The 16,224-nt window shown below is 59.1% G+C and carries 17 protein-coding genes, 1 other RNA gene and 3 pseudogenes; 9 read left to right on the top strand and 12 right to left on the bottom strand.

Annotated elements, in window-relative coordinates:
* The first annotated feature begins 59 nt into the window (after positions 1–59).
* The 3 genes from K2O51_RS33320 to K2O51_RS33330 all read left to right on the top strand — a co-directional run bounded on the left by K2O51_RS33320 (position 60) and on the right by K2O51_RS33330 (position 2,658).
* A complete protein-coding gene (locus K2O51_RS33320) occupies positions 60–1,040 on the top strand; it encodes a PDR/VanB family oxidoreductase (RefSeq protein ID WP_220632276.1) in 981 nt (326 codons plus the stop codon).
* Positions 1,041–1,121: 81 nt separating this feature from the next.
* Complete coding sequence (gene fdhA, locus K2O51_RS33325; RefSeq protein ID WP_220632277.1) at positions 1,122–2,339, top strand: formaldehyde dehydrogenase, glutathione-independent; 1,218 nt, start codon at positions 1,122–1,124, stop codon at positions 2,337–2,339.
* Between the two features lie 88 nt (positions 2,340–2,427).
* The gene (locus K2O51_RS33330) at positions 2,428–2,658 is read left to right on the top strand and encodes a DUF2798 domain-containing protein (RefSeq protein ID WP_220632278.1); all 231 of its coding nucleotides are present in this window, start codon (positions 2,428–2,430) and stop codon (positions 2,656–2,658) included.
* Between the two features lie 357 nt (positions 2,659–3,015).
* On the opposite strand, the gene K2O51_RS33335 is transcribed toward K2O51_RS33330, so the two are convergent.
* Both K2O51_RS33335 and K2O51_RS33340 read right to left on the bottom strand, forming a co-directional pair.
* Positions 3,016–3,417, bottom strand: coding sequence for a cupin domain-containing protein (locus tag K2O51_RS33335; RefSeq protein WP_220632279.1), 402 nt, complete (start codon positions 3,415–3,417; stop codon positions 3,016–3,018).
* 47 nt (positions 3,418–3,464) lie between these two features.
* On the bottom strand, positions 3,465–4,445 hold the full coding sequence (locus K2O51_RS33340) for an alpha/beta fold hydrolase (RefSeq protein WP_220632301.1): 981 nt from the start codon (positions 4,443–4,445) through the stop codon (positions 3,465–3,467).
* A gap of 284 nt (positions 4,446–4,729) precedes the next feature.
* On the opposite strand from K2O51_RS33340, the gene K2O51_RS33345 reads away from it, so the two are divergent.
* The gene (locus K2O51_RS33345; protein WP_220632280.1) at positions 4,730–5,215 is read left to right on the top strand and encodes a DUF6130 family protein; all 486 of its coding nucleotides are present in this window, start codon (positions 4,730–4,732) and stop codon (positions 5,213–5,215) included.
* Between the two features lie 266 nt (positions 5,216–5,481).
* Here the strand turns inward: K2O51_RS33345 and K2O51_RS35920 are convergent.
* The 4 genes and pseudogenes from K2O51_RS35920 to K2O51_RS33365 form a co-directional block, all read right to left on the bottom strand.
* Positions 5,482–5,735 (bottom strand): annotated as a pseudogene (locus tag K2O51_RS35920) (DNA-binding protein); the annotation flags it as partial.
* Positions 5,736–5,987, bottom strand: coding sequence for a DUF1488 family protein (locus K2O51_RS33355; protein ID WP_220632281.1), 252 nt, complete (start codon positions 5,985–5,987; stop codon positions 5,736–5,738).
* Positions 5,988–6,058: 71 nt separating this feature from the next.
* Positions 6,059–6,211, bottom strand: coding sequence for a hypothetical protein (locus K2O51_RS33360; protein ID WP_220632282.1), 153 nt, complete (start codon positions 6,209–6,211; stop codon positions 6,059–6,061).
* A gap of 147 nt (positions 6,212–6,358) precedes the next feature.
* Positions 6,359–7,468: a CapA family protein gene (locus K2O51_RS33365; RefSeq protein WP_245002041.1), complete on the bottom strand. Its 1,110-nt coding sequence runs from the start codon at positions 7,466–7,468 to the stop codon at positions 6,359–6,361.
* Between the two features lie 396 nt (positions 7,469–7,864).
* Between K2O51_RS33365 and K2O51_RS33370 the strand changes: the two genes are divergently transcribed.
* Both K2O51_RS33370 and K2O51_RS33375 read left to right on the top strand, forming a co-directional pair.
* Positions 7,865–8,119: a hypothetical protein gene (locus K2O51_RS33370; RefSeq protein ID WP_220632283.1), complete on the top strand. Its 255-nt coding sequence runs from the start codon at positions 7,865–7,867 to the stop codon at positions 8,117–8,119.
* Between the two features lie 53 nt (positions 8,120–8,172).
* Complete coding sequence (locus K2O51_RS33375) at positions 8,173–8,325, top strand: cold-shock protein (RefSeq protein WP_220632303.1); 153 nt, start codon at positions 8,173–8,175, stop codon at positions 8,323–8,325.
* A gap of 106 nt (positions 8,326–8,431) precedes the next feature.
* Here the strand turns inward: K2O51_RS33375 and K2O51_RS33380 are convergent.
* A pseudogene (locus K2O51_RS33380) lies at positions 8,432–9,072 on the bottom strand (sigma-70 family RNA polymerase sigma factor); the annotation flags it as partial.
* Positions 9,073–9,525: 453 nt separating this feature from the next.
* On the opposite strand from K2O51_RS33380, the gene K2O51_RS33385 reads away from it, so the two are divergent.
* Positions 9,526–10,005, top strand: a complete 480-nt coding sequence (locus K2O51_RS33385) for a YbhB/YbcL family Raf kinase inhibitor-like protein (RefSeq protein ID WP_220632284.1) — start codon at positions 9,526–9,528, stop codon at positions 10,003–10,005.
* Between the two features lie 22 nt (positions 10,006–10,027).
* Here the strand turns inward: K2O51_RS33385 and K2O51_RS33390 are convergent, their stop codons facing one another.
* Complete coding sequence (locus K2O51_RS33390; RefSeq protein WP_220632285.1) at positions 10,028–10,267, bottom strand: hypothetical protein; 240 nt, start codon at positions 10,265–10,267, stop codon at positions 10,028–10,030.
* A gap of 200 nt (positions 10,268–10,467) precedes the next feature.
* Here K2O51_RS33390 and K2O51_RS33395 point away from each other — a divergent pair, with 200 nt between their 5' ends.
* Positions 10,468–10,668 carry a DUF2905 domain-containing protein gene (locus K2O51_RS33395; RefSeq protein ID WP_220632286.1) on the top strand — a complete coding sequence of 67 codons (201 nt, stop codon included), beginning with the start codon at positions 10,468–10,470 and terminating at the stop codon, positions 10,666–10,668.
* Positions 10,669–10,815: 147 nt separating this feature from the next.
* Here K2O51_RS33395 and K2O51_RS33400 read toward each other — a convergent pair whose 3' ends face one another.
* Positions 10,816–11,907 carry a porin gene (locus K2O51_RS33400; RefSeq protein WP_220632304.1) on the bottom strand — a complete coding sequence of 364 codons (1,092 nt, stop codon included), beginning with the start codon at positions 11,905–11,907 and terminating at the stop codon, positions 10,816–10,818.
* A 1,285-nt stretch (positions 11,908–13,192) separates the two neighbouring features.
* Here K2O51_RS33400 and K2O51_RS33405 point away from each other — a divergent pair.
* On the top strand, positions 13,193–14,215 hold the full coding sequence (locus tag K2O51_RS33405) for an IS110 family RNA-guided transposase (RefSeq protein WP_220632287.1): 1,023 nt from the start codon (positions 13,193–13,195) through the stop codon (positions 14,213–14,215).
* Positions 14,216–14,509: 294 nt separating this feature from the next.
* On the opposite strand, the gene K2O51_RS33410 is transcribed toward K2O51_RS33405, so the two are convergent.
* From K2O51_RS33410 to K2O51_RS33420, 3 genes and pseudogenes are all read right to left on the bottom strand, one after another.
* Entirely contained in the window at positions 14,510–14,911 is a 402-nt protein-coding gene (locus tag K2O51_RS33410; RefSeq protein WP_425333024.1) for a PliI family lysozyme inhibitor of I-type lysozyme, read from the bottom strand.
* A gap of 191 nt (positions 14,912–15,102) precedes the next feature.
* Positions 15,103–15,462, bottom strand: a transfer-messenger RNA (tmRNA) gene (gene ssrA, locus K2O51_RS33415).
* Between the two features lie 13 nt (positions 15,463–15,475).
* A pseudogene (locus K2O51_RS33420) lies at positions 15,476–15,700 on the bottom strand (H-NS family nucleoid-associated regulatory protein); the annotation flags it as partial.
* Between the last annotated feature and the right edge of the window lie 524 nt (positions 15,701–16,224).

Below are 16,224 nucleotides of genomic sequence, written 5' to 3' on the forward strand. Positions count from 1 at the left end.
CGTGTGAAGTACGACCTAATTTCGCGAATTAACAAAAATTATTCACAGGAATTCAACCAATGAAATTCCGAGACAACTGGGAAATGGTTGCTATTGAACGTGTTGAGAACGTTAGCCCATCCATCCGATTGTTAGAAATCGCCGCCAACAACCACTTCAAAATCTGGACACCCGGCTCTCATTTGAGAGTGCGGGTAAAGGTGGAAGAACGAACCGAGATTCGGACCTATTCGCTCATCGACATCGGAGATGACGAAAAGAAATATCGAATTGCGGTTAAGTTAATGGATGAAGGATTAGGTGGTTCGCGCTACATGTGGAGTCTGCAAGTCGGTGATACGCTCGAAATCTCGCAGCCGCATAATCATTTCGAGTTGAGCCGCTACGCGCCTTCTTATACGCTGGTCGCCGGCGGCGTCGGGATTACACCGATGATTAGCATGGCATATGCCTTGAGAAATAGCGATAAGCCGGTGCGGTTGTTCTACGGCGTACGAGACCATACCGAGGCAGCGTTTGCGAAATTGCTTCGAGGCTGGCTGGGCGACCGGCTGAAACTATGCGTGGCCGAAGAAACAGGACCCCTCGATCTGAAGAAGATTGTCGATAGCGTGGCGGGTGATGGTGAACTGTACATCTGCGGGCCGATTGCCATGCTTGAGACAGTCAGCCGAATTTGGAAGGAGAGCGGCAGATCGATGGGCACATTACGCTACGAGACATTCGCCTCCAGCGGACATTATCCGACTCGCCCGTTCACCGTCGACCTTCCGCGGTTCGGCAAGACAATTGAGGTTGCTGCGCATCAGACGCTACTCGCGGCGCTTGAAGCGGAGGGACTGGAAATCATTTCAGACTGCAAGCGTGGCGAATGTGGACTATGCGTGGTCAATATACTGGAAAGCGATGCCCCGGTGGATCATCGGGATGTATTCTTAAATCCCTCTGAAAAGGAAGACGGGAAGAAGCTATGCGCTTGCGTATCGCGAATTTGCGGCGGCACGTTGACCCTTGATACAGCCTATCGCGGTCCATGCTAAACACCTAATGGCATAAATCTGTATTAAATACATAATCAATCTGCTTTAAATGTTAAAAACAACATAAATCAGGAGATCTGCATGGTGGAAAACCGTGGTGTCGCATACATCGGACAAGGTGTAGTCGAAGTGCAAAGTATCCCATTTCCAAAGCTGGTCGATCCACGTGGTCGCCCCATCGGGCACGGCGTCATTCTCAAAACACTTTCGACTAATATCTGTGGGTCGGACCAGCATATGGTGCGCGGTCGCACAACCGCGCCCGCTGGCCTCATTCTTGGCCATGAAATTACCGGTGAAGTGATCGAATTGGGACGCGATGTCGAAACCCTTAAAGTGGGTGATATCGTGTCAGTACCGTTCAATGTGGCTTGCGGGCGCTGTCGTACCTGTAAGGAGCAGGATACCGGCGTTTGCCTGACGGTAAATCCTTCCCGCGCCGGCGGAGCCTATGGCTACGTTGATATGGGTGGATGGGTGGGCGGTCAGGCAGAATATGTGATGGTGCCCTACGCAGACTTCAATCTGTTGAAGTTTCCAAACAGGGACGTTGCGCTGGAAAAAATCCGTGACTTGACGTGTTTGTCGGATATTTTGCCAACTGGATTTCACGGCGCCGTAACGGCTGGTGTTCGGCCTGGAAGCACGGTATATGTTGCGGGGGCGGGGCCAGTCGGGCTTGCCGCAGCGGCATCGGCGCAGTTGCTTGGTGCTGCTGTGGTCATCGTGGGAGATGTAAACCCCGCCAGACTGGTGCATGCGCGCAAAGTTGGGCTCCAGACAGTCGACTTGACGCAGGACGTGCCATTGGCAGATCAGATCGCACAGATACTTGGCACATCTGAGGTTGACTCCGCAATCGATGCAGTTGGTTTTGAAGCGCGCGGTCACGGGCATGAAGGTGCGCAACACGAAGCGCCAGCTACCGTCCTCAACTCGTTAATGGAAGTGACGCGCGCAGCCGGCAAGATCGGCATTCCCGGCTTATATGTTACGGATGACCCTGGTGCTACAGATAAGGCAGCCAAGAAAGGGGCATTATCGATTCGATTAGGCCTCGGCTGGGCAAAATCGCACAGCTTTTTTACGGGCCAGACGCCGGTAATGAAATATAATCGTGCGTTAATGCAAGCTATTCTTTGGGATCGTATAAAAATTGCCGATATCGTTGGCGTGCAGGTGATTTCGTTGGACGATGCGCCAGAGGCGTATGCTGAGTTCGACGCGGGGGCGCCGAAGAAATTCGTTATTGATCCACATCGGCAGTTTATGGTCAATCGATTTATTCCGGCAAACTAACTTTGCTTTATTTATCCGAACTATGGTCGCATATTAACGGCAAATATACTCGGATCTTTTAAAACCAACTTAACACTTGCACCAATCAATGCCACTAGTTCAAAAACGCCACGACCACTTTTTCTACGGAGTCATCCAATCCTGTTTGACGACCGGCATTACCGCCTTCATAGCAAGTCTTTCGTATTGGGGAACTGTTAATTTCATGATGCACTGGGCCGGACTGTGGCTGCTTTCCTGGGTTGCGATGTTGCCCGTGGTAGTGTTTGCTGCACCCTTCATTCGCAGAATAACGGATCGCCTGACCGACAGTGTCTGAACCTCAGTCCAGGTTGTATTGCGCATTGCATTTTGTTCGGGGCTCAGCGTCGTGGGCCCCTGAGTCGAATGTTGGCGGTGCAAGGTAACCTGATGCAGTTGGGTGCGACGGGCAATTTCCAGGGCACGCTCAGGCGAGCAAGCAGACTCACGCGCTTTCTGGCGCATGTGCAGCGTCCCTGCTGATGGCGATGCCCTCGCGCTTGAGCACCACGCCCGTTCCATCATAGGGTAGGTATGATCCCTCGGGGATGCCGGAGTTTGGTAGAAATGCATCCGTTTCGGAATGCGTTGGGCGAGACGGTCCGAATGGCGCGACCGCCCCATCGATGCTCCCGGCGGCTAGCTACGACGCCTATTACTTGACTGGCACAACGAGCGGGGCATCCTTCGTGACGATGTAGGTCGCGAGCTCCGAGGCCTGCCCGTCGCCGACGTTGCGGGCCGAGTGAGGCGTGCCTGCGGCGATGAACAGCGAATCCCCCGCTTTCAGCCTGACCGGCGGTTGATCAGCAAGCTGGTACTCAAGGGTTCCCTGCAGCACGTGGGCAATCTCCTCGCCCGGGTGAGCGTGCTTTGGCGCAAAGGCACCCGGGTCGAAGTCCACGCGGACCTGAATGCCTTCCCGGCCGGGGACACTCAGCTCATGGCTGACCAGATCCGTTCGATGGACTGCAAGCGTCTGCGCTTGCGCGCTGTGGATCGCGGCTCCGAGGCATGCGACGGCCATGACGGCTGTGGCGATCTGGGCGAATTTCATGTCAAATTCCTTTGTTTCTGCATTGCGATTTGCGTAAGCGGTCCGGGTCACCGCGCACCGAACGCCGCCCGCACCTCCGAGATCGTCGCGGCCTGGTCCTGAAGGTGCGGATAGTGGCCGAGCCCCGGCAGCACCTTCATGTCGAGCTTCGCGCGTCCGGCCAGTTCCTCGCCCATTTCCTTGTGGATATAGATGTCCTTTTCGCCCCAGATCACGCTGACGGGGGTCGTCAGCTTGCCCAAGTTGGCTTCAAAATGGTCCTGGTCATGCGTGAAATGCGAGTAGTACTGATAGAACGCGTCGGCCGACGTCAGCGCGCCGTTCTGCCATCCATGTACGATGTCGGCCTTGAATTCCAATGTCACTTCATAGCGTAAGGACTCGGGAAGCCCGCGGGTAAAGGCGTTCTGCAGGATTTCGTCGCGGGTCCGGTTGAAGGCGGCATGGACCGCATCAGCTGTCGCGGGATCCTTGAGTGCCTGCAGGCGCTCCTGCATAAATTGCGGCCGGTTGAAGGGCGCGAAGTCGCCGACGATTATGCGCTTCGCAATGGCCGGCTCGTCGAGGGCCGCCAGCAGCGCTGGCAGCGCGCCAATATCGGTCGCGTAGATCACAAGATGCTGCTTGTCGATGCCCGCCGTCGCGATGTAGTCCTTGAGCACCTTTGCATAGTCGCTGGGCGCGTAGGCAAACTTGTCGACGCCAGGACGCGACGACTCGCCATAGCCGGGCCAGTCGAACGCGTGGACTTCGTAGTCCTGGCCTAGCGTCGACGCGATGTCTTTCCACGCGTACAGCGTCTCCGGGAATCCGTGCAGGAACAGCACGGTGCCCCTGGGGGCGGCATTGTGCACGACCAAACGCCGCAGCTTGATATCTGGATTGACCTGGACGAAGCCGATATCCGGCGTTGCCGGTTGCGGCGCAGCCGCGTGCGCAGAGCCAATGAGCAGCGTGGCAACCAGGGCCGCGGCGCCGGCGGCAGCCGTGATTTGGAGCGCGCTGCGCACTTTATGTTTCGTTGTCATCTCATCGACCTCTTGCTTGTTGGTCTGCAAGCACCCCAGCCGACGCGGCGGTATCTGTTGCAGATGCTGCATTAAAGGATGGACTTGTATCTCCGGTGTAGTGAATAGCGGGGCAAATGTATCGGTTCGTATCGGCCGCCATGAGCCATACGTTGCCATACATAAAATCCGGCTGTGCACGGTCGACTTGTGCTGAGATGCAACGCCTATCCTCAATTTGCACGTCACGTCCCTGGTGGATCTGCGTGTTTCGAGGCAACCCGTCTGCATAGAAGGACAACACCATGCCCCCCTTCCTGAAATACTTCTCGGCCACTCTCGTTGTCGCGGGATTCTGCGCGAGCGCGTCTGCGCAAGTCGCGAAGGATGCCATTCGCCCGCCAGCCATTCTTCCGCTCAATGCCGAACCTGCGCCAAAGCTGATCCCGTACGCGGCCTTGCCCGAGCCGCTTGCGCGCGGCGTGGTCATCGTCCAGTTCCGCACCGAGAATTTTCGCGTCATGCCGGTATTCGGCAAGACCGCCGTCGACATTTCGCCCCGTATAGGACACCTGCACGTGACGATTGACGATACCCGCGGCACCTGGGCTCACACGAGTGAAGACCCGATCATTGTGGTTGGGCTCACACCCGGGCCGCACAAGGTTCGCCTGGAACTGGCCGACCCGAGCCACAAGATCCTCGCCACAGAGGTGGTTGCCGTCACGGTCCCCGATGTGAAGGTATCGGACTCACCCGCTGCCTCGCCTTCCGCATCACATCAGCATTGATCGTATTTGTACCCATCTGTATCGCTGGCGCGCGTTGACTCGTTTCAGGACCAATTAATGCCGGCGGCGATACGAACAGATTGCAAGCGCCGCGTTAGATCGTGCTGAGAAGAACGGTAGGCCGCAGGCCTTCGGGGTACAGCGCGCGGGTCTCGGCAAAGCGCCTTCGCAGTTCGTGCCATCGGCCACCCCTCTCATCAGTTCTGAAGGGGTTTCCAAAACCGGTCGGGCTTCGTGGTCGCAGGGGTGGTTCTGTTGCGCAGTTCCGCCAGCGTCCGCTCGGATTCGGCCACATTCGCCAAGTCGTGAGCTTCCGCGGTAGCGCGGCCAGCTCGCTGCTGGCCGCTTCATTGGCGGCCCGCCAGATCGTCTGGATCGCCCCGCGGCGATGCCCTTTAGCGCCTGGGGGCAAGTCCGGGTGGTCGATCGTGACGCGCGTGCGCCCACGCAGCTCCTGCCAGAACGCCTGCAGCACCTCGGCGGGCGTGCCCATGCTGCCCTTACGCACCAGGCTGTAGAGCTAGTGCAGCGTGTAGAGAGTCTGCCGCCCCTCGGCGTAGAGGGCCATGGCGATCTTGAGGATCTCATTGCGATGCCGGTCGAAGGAGGCCAGCACCCCGGCTTCGTCAGAACCGAGAGTGGAGTCGAAATTCATCAGTACGCGGTCTTCCACAAGGAAGGTAATCTCGCGTGCGTTGTCGTAACCCCAGAACCACACGCCATGTCTGGTTCCATCATAGCTGCGGCTGGGGTTGGGAAAACTGAGTGCCATGTGTCGTCCTGCGCTCTACGCCTTTGATGGGCCGGATTGCACGCTCACTACCAGCGCGAAGCGCTCTCCCGCTAATGCGTATCGCCTTTCATGCTCTCGGCTTCCATCGCGGCATGCAATTCCTCATATGCCTCGACTGGCTCCATGTCCTGATCGACGAACGCGGCTGCGCGCTCGGCGGCGGCCACCGCGTCGGGCGGGATGTCGCTCTCTTCAGGATTCATGGTCGAGCGGCGGCTTGGGACTGCGTCAGGGACGTTCGCCGTTAAAAGTGAGAGTCGTCGGCCTCACTAATCGGCCGCTCAGCCAATCGAACAAGCATCCGTCGTCTCCGAGCTACTGCAGAGAGTAGTGCAAGCCGGCGGGGCGTCTCAATCCGCCGAAACCCGCAACTCATGCTCACCAGCGCGTACAGCGTGGGTCCCGGACGAACGCCCTTCCCGCCTCAGCATGGCCAGCAACCAGTCCAGGTCTGACTCCGGTGCATAGCCTAAACGGAACTGCTTGCGCATGAGAGCCACCAGCCTGAGTTGGACCGGGCCGCCACCAGTGGGATCGAGCGTCACGAAATACATCAGCGCGAGGTCGGGACGATAGGTTTCGTAGCCGCTGATTCCTTCGTAATCGTTGATGAAATCCCCACAGCCGTAGAGGATCGGCTTGCCTCCATGCAGCTCGATGGCCATCGGGTGGTGCGACGAATGGCCATGCACGACGTCCACGCTGGCTTGGTCGATCAGGGCTCGCGCGAAACGGCGCCGCTCCGCATCCACCTCGTAGCCCCAGTTCGGCCCCCAGTGGATCGACATGACGACCACATCACCGCTGCGGCGCTCCACGCTGATCCGGTCGCGAAGGCGCTCGACGCTCGCCGCGGAGCAGTCGTGCAACAGCGCAACGCCTGACCGGTTGCCGGTAGCTTCCCAGTTGGACGGTGTGCCGGCACTCGTCATGGCGAAGGCAAAAACCAGAATGCGTCCACCATGGGGAACTGGGAGCACGGCCGGTAGTGCAGCCTCTCGCGAATCGCGCCCTGCCCCTGCAACGGCGATCCCGGCCGCCCGCAGTGATGCCAGTGTTTGTGCCAGTCCCGCCCGCCCCCAGTCCAGCACGTGATTGTTCGCCAGCACCGCACAATCCACGCCTGCCGCGCCGAGACAGATGACATTTGCGGGATGCATTCGGTAGTGAACAGCCTTGCCAGGCCAGGCGTCATCGCTGCTGGTAACCGCGGTTTCCAGATTGACAATGCCTACGTCTGGCTGGTGACGCTCCAGTTCGGACAGTGCCTCCCCCCAGATATATCCGGGCGGTACCGGCCGTGCAATTGCCCCACTACGGCGTTCGGCGAGCTCGACGTAGTCGAGGGCCGAGCGGACGAACGACTCATGCAGCCCTGGCTGGCCGGGCGACGGCAGAATCTGGTCGATGCCGCGCCCGGTCATCACATCACCGCAAAGGAACAACCGAATCATGCTCATTTTTGGCTCCGTCCGGGCATCTCTTGCCCCAGTTCTCAGGCACAGGATATCCCTCGGTAGCCATGCCGGAATACAGTCCCGAAATTGAACTCAGGGGGATAGCGGCCGGCGTAACTGCTGAAAAGTTGCGCAGGTCGCCGGTGCAGGTATCGTGTGATGCACACCGTTAGTCTACAGTTTCCTTGGCCGAGCTGGAGGTGGTGGACCGAGGCAATGGTCTCGCTTACACCGGGTCCCGCAAATGATGGAAGTGTTTTGCTTAGGGGCATACCGGCGAGCCAAACAAATGGATCTCGAATCCAGCCCAAGGGACATTCACGAAGGTGGTCAGCTACTTTGAGATTCGCCACGAATACATGGCTATGACCCGCGACCAGTTGGCCATGATCTACCCTTATGAAGACCGCTCACGCCGGGCTGCCAGAGGTGGATTTCATCCCGAACAGCCTCGTCCGCTACGGCGTCATCATCGGCGCCGAACCGGCCAGCCACAACGGCGGCGCAAAACCAGACCTTATCGGCCACGCAGACCGGCAACAGGCTGACGACGGGCTTCCCGACGGTGCCGCGCGGTGCAGCTATCCATGGGAAGATCGCAAGCACCAAGGACGCGACGCCGGTGCTGTACGTGTTCGATGCGAAGGCCGGTGAGTAGCTCGATATCACGGCGACAGCGCCGAAGTTCAACCCGGGTTTGGCGACCTATAGGGGCGACGATCAGCAGCGATGACCTGTTTGCGCACTTCTCCGAGATTCAGGGAAACGGCTTCAAATCGCTTCAGGAAGGCCAGAAGGTCAGTTTTGAAGTCAAACAGGGCCCCAAGGGGAAGCAGGCAGCGAGCATCAAGCCGCTGTAAATTTGCCGCACCGGGAACGCGTCCTGTCTGGAAGCGATCAGGCCTATGCTCGATCGCTGCGGGTCTGGAGCAGGGCGTCGAAAGGGGCGCGCGCCTCCGTTTTTGCTCAATGCTCGAGGAAGGGCCTCAACTCGTCAGCGCGACTGGGGTGCGTCAGTTTGCGCATCGCCTTGATCTCAATCTGACGGATCCGCTCCCGGGTCATGTCGAACTGCTTGCCGACCTCTTCAAGCGTGCGATCCGAGGTCGTATCGAGCCCGAATCGCATCCGCAGGACCTTGGCCCCGTGCGGTGATAACCCGTCGAGCGCCTGATCGATCGCGGCACGCATATTCGCGTGCATCGCGGCCTCAGCCGGTGAACTCGCAGTGACATCCTCAATCATCTCGCCGAGCGTCTCGTCGGCGTCGTCGCCCACAGGGGTCTCGAGTGAGACCGGTTGCCTTGCGCTCCTGAGGATTGCGCACTTTTTCCTCGGACATCTCCATCCGCTCGGCGAGGACGGCGGCATGCGCTTCCTGTCCCGTCTGTTGCAGGTATTCGCGTATCGGGTTCAGCTTGTTGATCATCTCGATCATGTGGACCGGCACACGAATGGTCCGCGCCTGATCGGCAAGCGCACGCGCGACAGCCTGCCGGACCCACCAGGTGGCATACGTCGAAAACTTCCAGCCGCCGGTATTCGAACTTGTCTACCGCCTTCATCGGGCCGATATTGCCTTCTTGGATGAGATCCAGGAACTGCATGCATGGACAGATGCTTCCCGGTGGCGTTGATGCAGGGTGGGACGTTACTCCGGAGACCATGGCTGGCGCGTGAAGCGTGAGTCCGTCCCCTGCTCTATCGTTACCTACCGGCCCAGAAGGCGACGTTGATGCACTTACAGCGACTGTGATGGGCTCGGTGCCGGGCGACCAGACAGGCATCGCATCCGGCATCAGCAATGCGGTTGCACGCGTGGCAAGCCCGCCGGTTGAGCTCGCAAGCTGACGTTGAAATGGTGCCCACGCGAGCTGCCGTGCAGGGTCGGGTTTTGAAAGGGGACGTTTCCTTGTACAGGGGAGGAATCCGGGCTAAGTTGGAACAGCCATCATGGGCCGGTGGGGGCAGATATGGTGCGTTTGGCACATCTACCGAGATTGCTGGCCTTTGCGGCCATGCTGTCCGGACCAGCGCTACTTGCCCAGCAGAGGCCATCCATGCCGCTCATACTGACATCCTCCGCGTTTGCCCAAGGCGGGGAGATTCCCACTGTGCACACGTGCGAAGGCGCCGATGTGTCACCGCCCCTGACGTGGTCAGGGTTGCCCCCCTCCACTGCCAGCCTGGTCTTGATTGTCGATGATCCGGATGCGCCGGACCCGGCGTCACCGCAAATGACATGGGTCCATTGGCTCGTGTACAACCTACCTCCGCTGCCCGGCTCGCTTGCACAAGGGATGAGCCGGCATAGCTTGCCGGCCGGCGCTCGCGAAGGAATCAACGACTGGCATCGTGCCGATTACGGCGGCCCGTGTCCTCCAATTGGCCGGCACCGGTATTTCCACAAGCTATATGCCTTGGACGTCGTGCTGCCAGATCTCGGCAAGCCGGACAAGGCGGCGCTGGAACAGGCGATGCGGGGGCATATTCTGGCGCATGCCGAACTCATTGGGACCTACCGGAAGCATGCGCGCTGACGTAGTCGTGCAGGCGGGACCATCAATCTTTCACCTTTACCTCACCTCCGTCGGGGCTTTTGCATTCCTGGAGCTTTCCAAACACCTGCGCGATTAACGGCACTGTTGTGATCACTCCTACGGCAAGCAGCGTCCATCCAATGGCGCGGCGTTGATTCGGATCAATTCGGTTGCTTAGCAACAGTGCGAGACCCGCCGCACCCGCCGCCCGTGTCCCGGCAATCAATCCAATTTCAGGAATGGTCAGTGATACCTGTTTCATCTTTGCCTCCTCGATGAGTTGGATGGGTCTGGTAGTTTGTGGCGCGAGCGGCGGGCGTCTGTACGCAAGCAAACCCGGCTGTGAAGCGATGGCAGAACGGCCGCCCTCACCCTCCCACGAGAATCTTTTGCCTTCGTCCCGATCCAATCGCTAAACGGGCGCAACACTACTCAGGAAAATATCACTTCTCCCTATTGAGCATGCAACGCACGCTGATCATTCTCGGTGGCCTGCTGATGATCGCAGGAGTCGCGTGGCCATGGCTGTCCAGGCTGCCTTTCGGGCGCCTTCCCGGAGATATCCATATCCTCCGCGACGGCTTCACGTTCTACTTCCCAATCACTACTTGTATTGTGATCTGGCTGTTGCTGTCGGTCCTGTTCTGGTTGCTTCACCGCTAACGGCGATCCCTTGTGGCGCCCTTGAGACGCCCCGCCGTTACGTCGTCCGGTCGGGCAGCCGTGGCTCGAATTGGCTATGCGTATCCCCGGCCCACGCAATCCGTACTTCGCACGAACGGGACGCCGCGGGAGCCGCACGCCTTCAAGTCAGAACCGGTGCACGATGCCCGTATAGACACCCTGCTGACTTGCACCCGCCACAGGCCGGTTGCTGCCAGCCTCGACGGAGAACGCCGCATTTCCGCCGTTCATGACGGTACCAACCGTCCCGTACAACAGGGTGCGCTTTGAGAAAAAGTAGTTTGCGCCGAGTGCAAGCAGGGTTCCGTTGCCGGCAGAGTTGTTCCGGATTGCCCTGTATGCACCACCGATCAACGTCAGCGCTGGGGATACCTGGTAGTTCGCGCCAAGCCAAAACTGTTGCTGCTTATTGGCGGCCATGGGATTGTCAGCGTCTGCCACCGTTGCGCCGCCGGAGCGAGTAAGACTATAGCCCCCGAACAGTTTCAAGCCGCCTACCACATACGCGGCGCCGGCCTCATAAAGGCGTGAGGCAGTGTATAGATTGGTAAATTCCCCTTTGGCATCTCGAATTTCTTCATAAATCGCCTTGATCAAAATGGGGCCGTTGTCGTAGCTCAAGCTACCAGCTAACTGCCTGCCGGCGTTGAAATTTCCTGCGACACCATTGAGGCCTGCCTGCGCCCGGAACGAGAGTCCTCCCCAGTCCGGTGAAGCGTAGGTGATGGCATTACCACGGGACCCCCAACTTCTGCCATTTTGAAGTGTGCCAATGCTGATGGCCTGCATACCCATCGGATCGACGGTCCAGCCCTCCGAGTCAGGCAAGCCCATGGCGCGACCAAGCCACAGGGTTCCGTATGTGCTGCTGGAAAGCCCGACAACAGCATAGCGACTGAAGAGGCCCACGCCCGCTCCCTGCCCGTCACCCGATGAGAATGCGCTCTCCAGGTTCATCACCGCACTGAGACCGTCACCCAGGTCCTCCTTGGCCCGGAGCCCCCACAGGCTTACCCCCCATTGATTGCTGCCGTAACGCAGCAAATCGGCGGTTTTCCCATTTCCGGTGGCGATCTTGTTCATATAGTCGACGCCGCCTGCAACTCGCCCATAAAGGGTGATACTGCCCTGCGCATGGGCGACCGCCGCCACTAGCAACATGATCGCCGCCGCCGCGGCCCGGGCACACAGCCACTTATTGCGATACCCCAGAAACATCTGTCCCTCCACTACTGCTTCAATTTCCTGAATTAGCTTTGAAAATGATCCCATGCTGCGCGCCGCAGAATCTCGTCATGGCAGAAAAGAGGCAATAGCATCCCCGCCCGTTCGTGAAACTCGAACAGACCTCATAGCCTGACTTACACTTTGTGGCTGGCCGCTCCGACAGCGCCTCAACGGCCTATCTATCGAAGCGACCTCGCGATGGAATCGCTCACGTCATTCGGCGTCAGCCTGATGGAATTACCCCGTTGTCGAACGCAGCCGAGTGCTGGGAGGGGCGGCCGATAGCGTGCTCGTTGGCCCGTCTCGGCAGCCCCTTCCGTTGAATAGAGGCATCCATGTCTTGTCTCCTTCGGTTGCTCTTCCTGGCTGCAAGGCGATGTGAGAGTGACCCTGCCGGCGCGGGACAGGAAACAATCCCGGGAAGCAGCCAAGAGGACTGAGTACCGCTATCACCTCTTCAGATTCGCCGAGACAGGCTCCGGCTTCGTCGAAGTTTGTCGTATTATTTAATTCACGTTGAATTAAATAATAGTGAGACATAGAACTCAACCGAGGGAATACCCGTGCGGCGAATAAGACGCTCGGGGCGGCGCGCTGATACCTCCGGTCTTGCAGCTGGCAGTCGTCGGCACGACAGCTACGGCAATCAGCGCCATCCTGCATTTCATTGCCTCAATGCGGTGCGGTCAGGTCTCTGTCGCCACTGCGGCTGGCGCAGAGCAAGAAGCGCCGGGAGAATGACCAAGCTCAGCCGGAAGCCATATTCAGATTGGGTCGAACACGCCGGGCTGATCTTCTTCTCGGGAAAGACCGGCGCAAACGCGGATGGGACCAGTGGCCACGTGAACATCGGAGAATCGGCCGTCACGAAGTTGCCGCCCGAAGGCCACGGAACCTAAACCTTCAGCGCACGGCCTCATATGGTCCGACGCTGTTTCCGTCGTTGTCTACGTCATCGCGCAGCCGTTCGTCGGGCAACCACTTCAATTGCGACTGCTGCGCCCGTGCAGGCCGACGAGAGCCACGCAGGAACGAGCCGGAAATGCGTCGAGATATTAGGGGTGATGGTGCTTTCGGTGCTGATTGACACGGTTTCAGCAAGGAAACCGCTCTGTATCAATGATCTGCGCAAAGAGCCTTTCGTGCATAAGCCGGTGTGTGCAAACTATTGATTTCAAACACGATTTTGCCGACCGGCGTATCATTTTACTGAGATGGACCCGGCGCCTCCCTTCGGGGGACACTGTCGGCCTAACCTGACACGCGGAGGTTCATCATGGAAATCGACATCCTCGGCATCGATCTCGCCAAGCATGTGTTCCAACTACATGGCGCCGACCGCCGTGGACAGGCTGTGCATCGAGCGAAGGTCTCGCGTGGCTCGCTCCTGGAGGCCATGCGCACACTGAAGCCGAGGATGGTCGTCATGGAAGCCTGCAGCACCGCCCATCACTGGGCACGGCGCTTCCAGTCGCGCGGCATTGAGGTCCGGCTGATCAGTCCACAGTATGTGTCGCCCTTCGTCAAGACCAACAAGAACGATCGCAACGACGCCGAAGCAATTGTCGAGGCCGCCAGCCGGCCCGTGATGCGTTTCGTTTCAGTCAAATCGGTTGAGCAACAGGACATCCAGGTTGCGCACCGCATGCGTGCAATCCTGCTACGCCAGCGTACGGCCATGATCAACCGAATGCGCGGACTGCTCGGTGAGCGTGGACTCACGATTTCTCGCTCACCCGAGGCGTTCAAGCGAGCCATCCCGGACCTACTCAGCAAGAGTGCCGACGAACTGACGTCGTTCTGCCAGACGCTGATGACTGAAATGTTGCAGCACCTGCAGGCGATTGAGGAACGCGTGCATCTGATCGAAGCGTCGATCCAGTCGTTTATGAAGCGATCCGCGCTCTGCAAGAGGATCGCGGAAGTGCCTGGCATTGGTCCGATTACCGCCACGGCCATGGTTGCTGCTGTCGGCGACGCGAAGCAATTCAGGAATGGCCGACATCTGGCGGCGTGGCTCGGCCTGGTGCCGCGCCAGTACTCGTCGGGCGGTAAGGCTCGTCTGCACGGCATTAGCCGGCGCGGCGACACATACTTGCGGACTTTGCTCATTCACGGGGCGCGGGCGGTCCTCCGCTACGCAACAAAAAAGGTTGATCCGCTAAGCATCTGGCTGCAGCAGCTGATCGCGCGGCGCGGGCACAATTGCGCGGCAGTGGCGCTGGCCAATAAGAACGCGCGCGTGATCCGAGCGCTGCTCAGCAGTGACGCGACCTATGTGACGCGAACCGCGGCGTAACAGCCAAAGCCGCTTGCAAGGAGGGAATACCAACGCAGGTTTGCGAAGCTTCTCAAAGCGATGACGAAATTGGTTGAACCAGCATCCTAAAGCCTGTTTTCGCTGCCGGCTGTCATATTCGACGAGCCGTCATTTTGCTAAGGACGGGGTGCGCGGATCTCATCGAGGCTGCGGGCGTGTCGGAAAGCGCCCATCGGGCAAGCCGGATACATGCATGCAGACCGTTTCAACATCACGAACAAGAAGCTTGCAAAAGGCGTCGGGTCCATACATGCAGCGAAAGCACGATCACCCCTACTTGGGCGAGCACGCGCCCCGCCGGCACGCCGCTTTAAGCTCGGCGATCTCATCATGGTGGGTATCGGTCTGGACGCGCGTGAGCAGGCGCACGCTGCCGGCGTCGATCCGCAACGCATCCACTTCCAGGTATTTTCCCGAGCCGGCGGTGAGCTTGGAGATAACCAGCGCCTGGGTGCCGTCTCCGGTGATGTCCGCGAACTTCACGCGCAGCTTGCCGTCATCCCGAAAGATGGTGCCGTTGCGCGAGAAGACCGCGCCGGCGTCGAAATGCAGGAGCAGCGCATCCTTGAACACGGCGACGCTGTAGCTGCCCATCGAGGCAGCTTCCAGATCGCCCTCGGACAGCACAGCGACCCGCTGGTCCGGCAGCGCGATCGCGACGCCGTCTTTCGCCATCGCGGGCAGGCCCGCGAACCCGATCGAGGCGGCAGCGCAACAGATCAGAGCGCCTTTCTTCACGGAATCCTCCTTCGGCATGGCTCAGGGTCATGCTCGGCATTGCACACGTAGCCGAACGAAGAATCAAGAGGCGCGCGGACTCCGGGGCCAGGTCATTCGCATGCTGCCATCGATGCCAAGCCCTCAAATGAACAAGGGCCCCCGAAGGAGCCCTTGTCAGTAACTTTTCTGTTTCGAGGTCAGTTACAACCCAAGGCGGCTGTTAGGCGGCCAATGCAAACTTTTCGTCGTTAGCATTTACTTCGATTTAGTTTTAACGTCTTCTCTGACGAGTTGCCTCACGACCCTATCTCCCCCTGTCGAAACCAGGTCAGGCCCATCAGAAGCGCACTGCCCGTCCAATGTGCTTCTGGTGGACCTGGGCGGAATCGAACCGCCGTCCAGAAGGCCTTCAAGAAGAAGGTTCACAACCATTATCGGGAACCGTGCAGCACCCAACAGTCTAAATTCTACGCGTCCTCCCGGCAGCGTCAAGGCAGTTTGCGTGGGGCTCGACAAGGACCCGACCCGGTAAAACTCCAACGACTGCCCCGCATTGACCGCCCGCTTGAGCCACGAGGGCATCTCGCCCTGCCCGTCCCAGGTCAGCCCTTCCGCGTTGCGATAGCAGACCACCGGCGGCGGCGGCGGCCGCACCGCGTCGAGCTCTTCGAGGGTGAGCCCGTAGTCGTCCATCTGCGTCTGGATCCAGCGGATCGCGTCCGTCCGCTCGGTTTTTGCTGTCATCGCTGCCGTCACTGCTGTCGTTGCCTTCGTCCTGGATGTTAGCCAGCGCCGCCGCCCCCGAGTCGTTGCCCGGCTCTTCCCCTTGGGCTTCCTGCGCAGTGGTCGCCGAACTTCCGGCCTGCCAAGTTTGCTAGATCAGAATGGGGGCGGACCGGCCGCGCCCGCCAACCTGTCGTTCAGTACAAGAGATCGATTAGAAAACGCTCGGGCTTCTTGCCAATCCACTACAAGGGCTTCCCCGTTGGCGCAAGCGCCAATCAGTTTGTCTGGAGCACCCATTTGCCGTGCCGGAGCTATGTGAGAAGGTGAAGGACTGCAGTACTACAAACGGTCATAGTGGGCCGCTGGCCCGGACCCTGATGTAAGACGCGCTCGAGGGCCTCGTTCGATTATCGGGCTTGGCGTCCCCCAACTTTTGCCAGGCACGCCTCGCGCGGGTCCAACCCGCTTCACATCACCGCTGGCAGTGCAAAGTGATCTAGCTGCTCATGTGTTCCGCTGTAGCTCTTTGAAATCCGGTTGAT

Source organism: Cupriavidus pinatubonensis, from assembly GCF_019602855.1.
In the GTDB taxonomy this organism is placed as follows: domain Bacteria; phylum Pseudomonadota; class Gammaproteobacteria; order Burkholderiales; family Burkholderiaceae; genus Cupriavidus; species Cupriavidus pinatubonensis.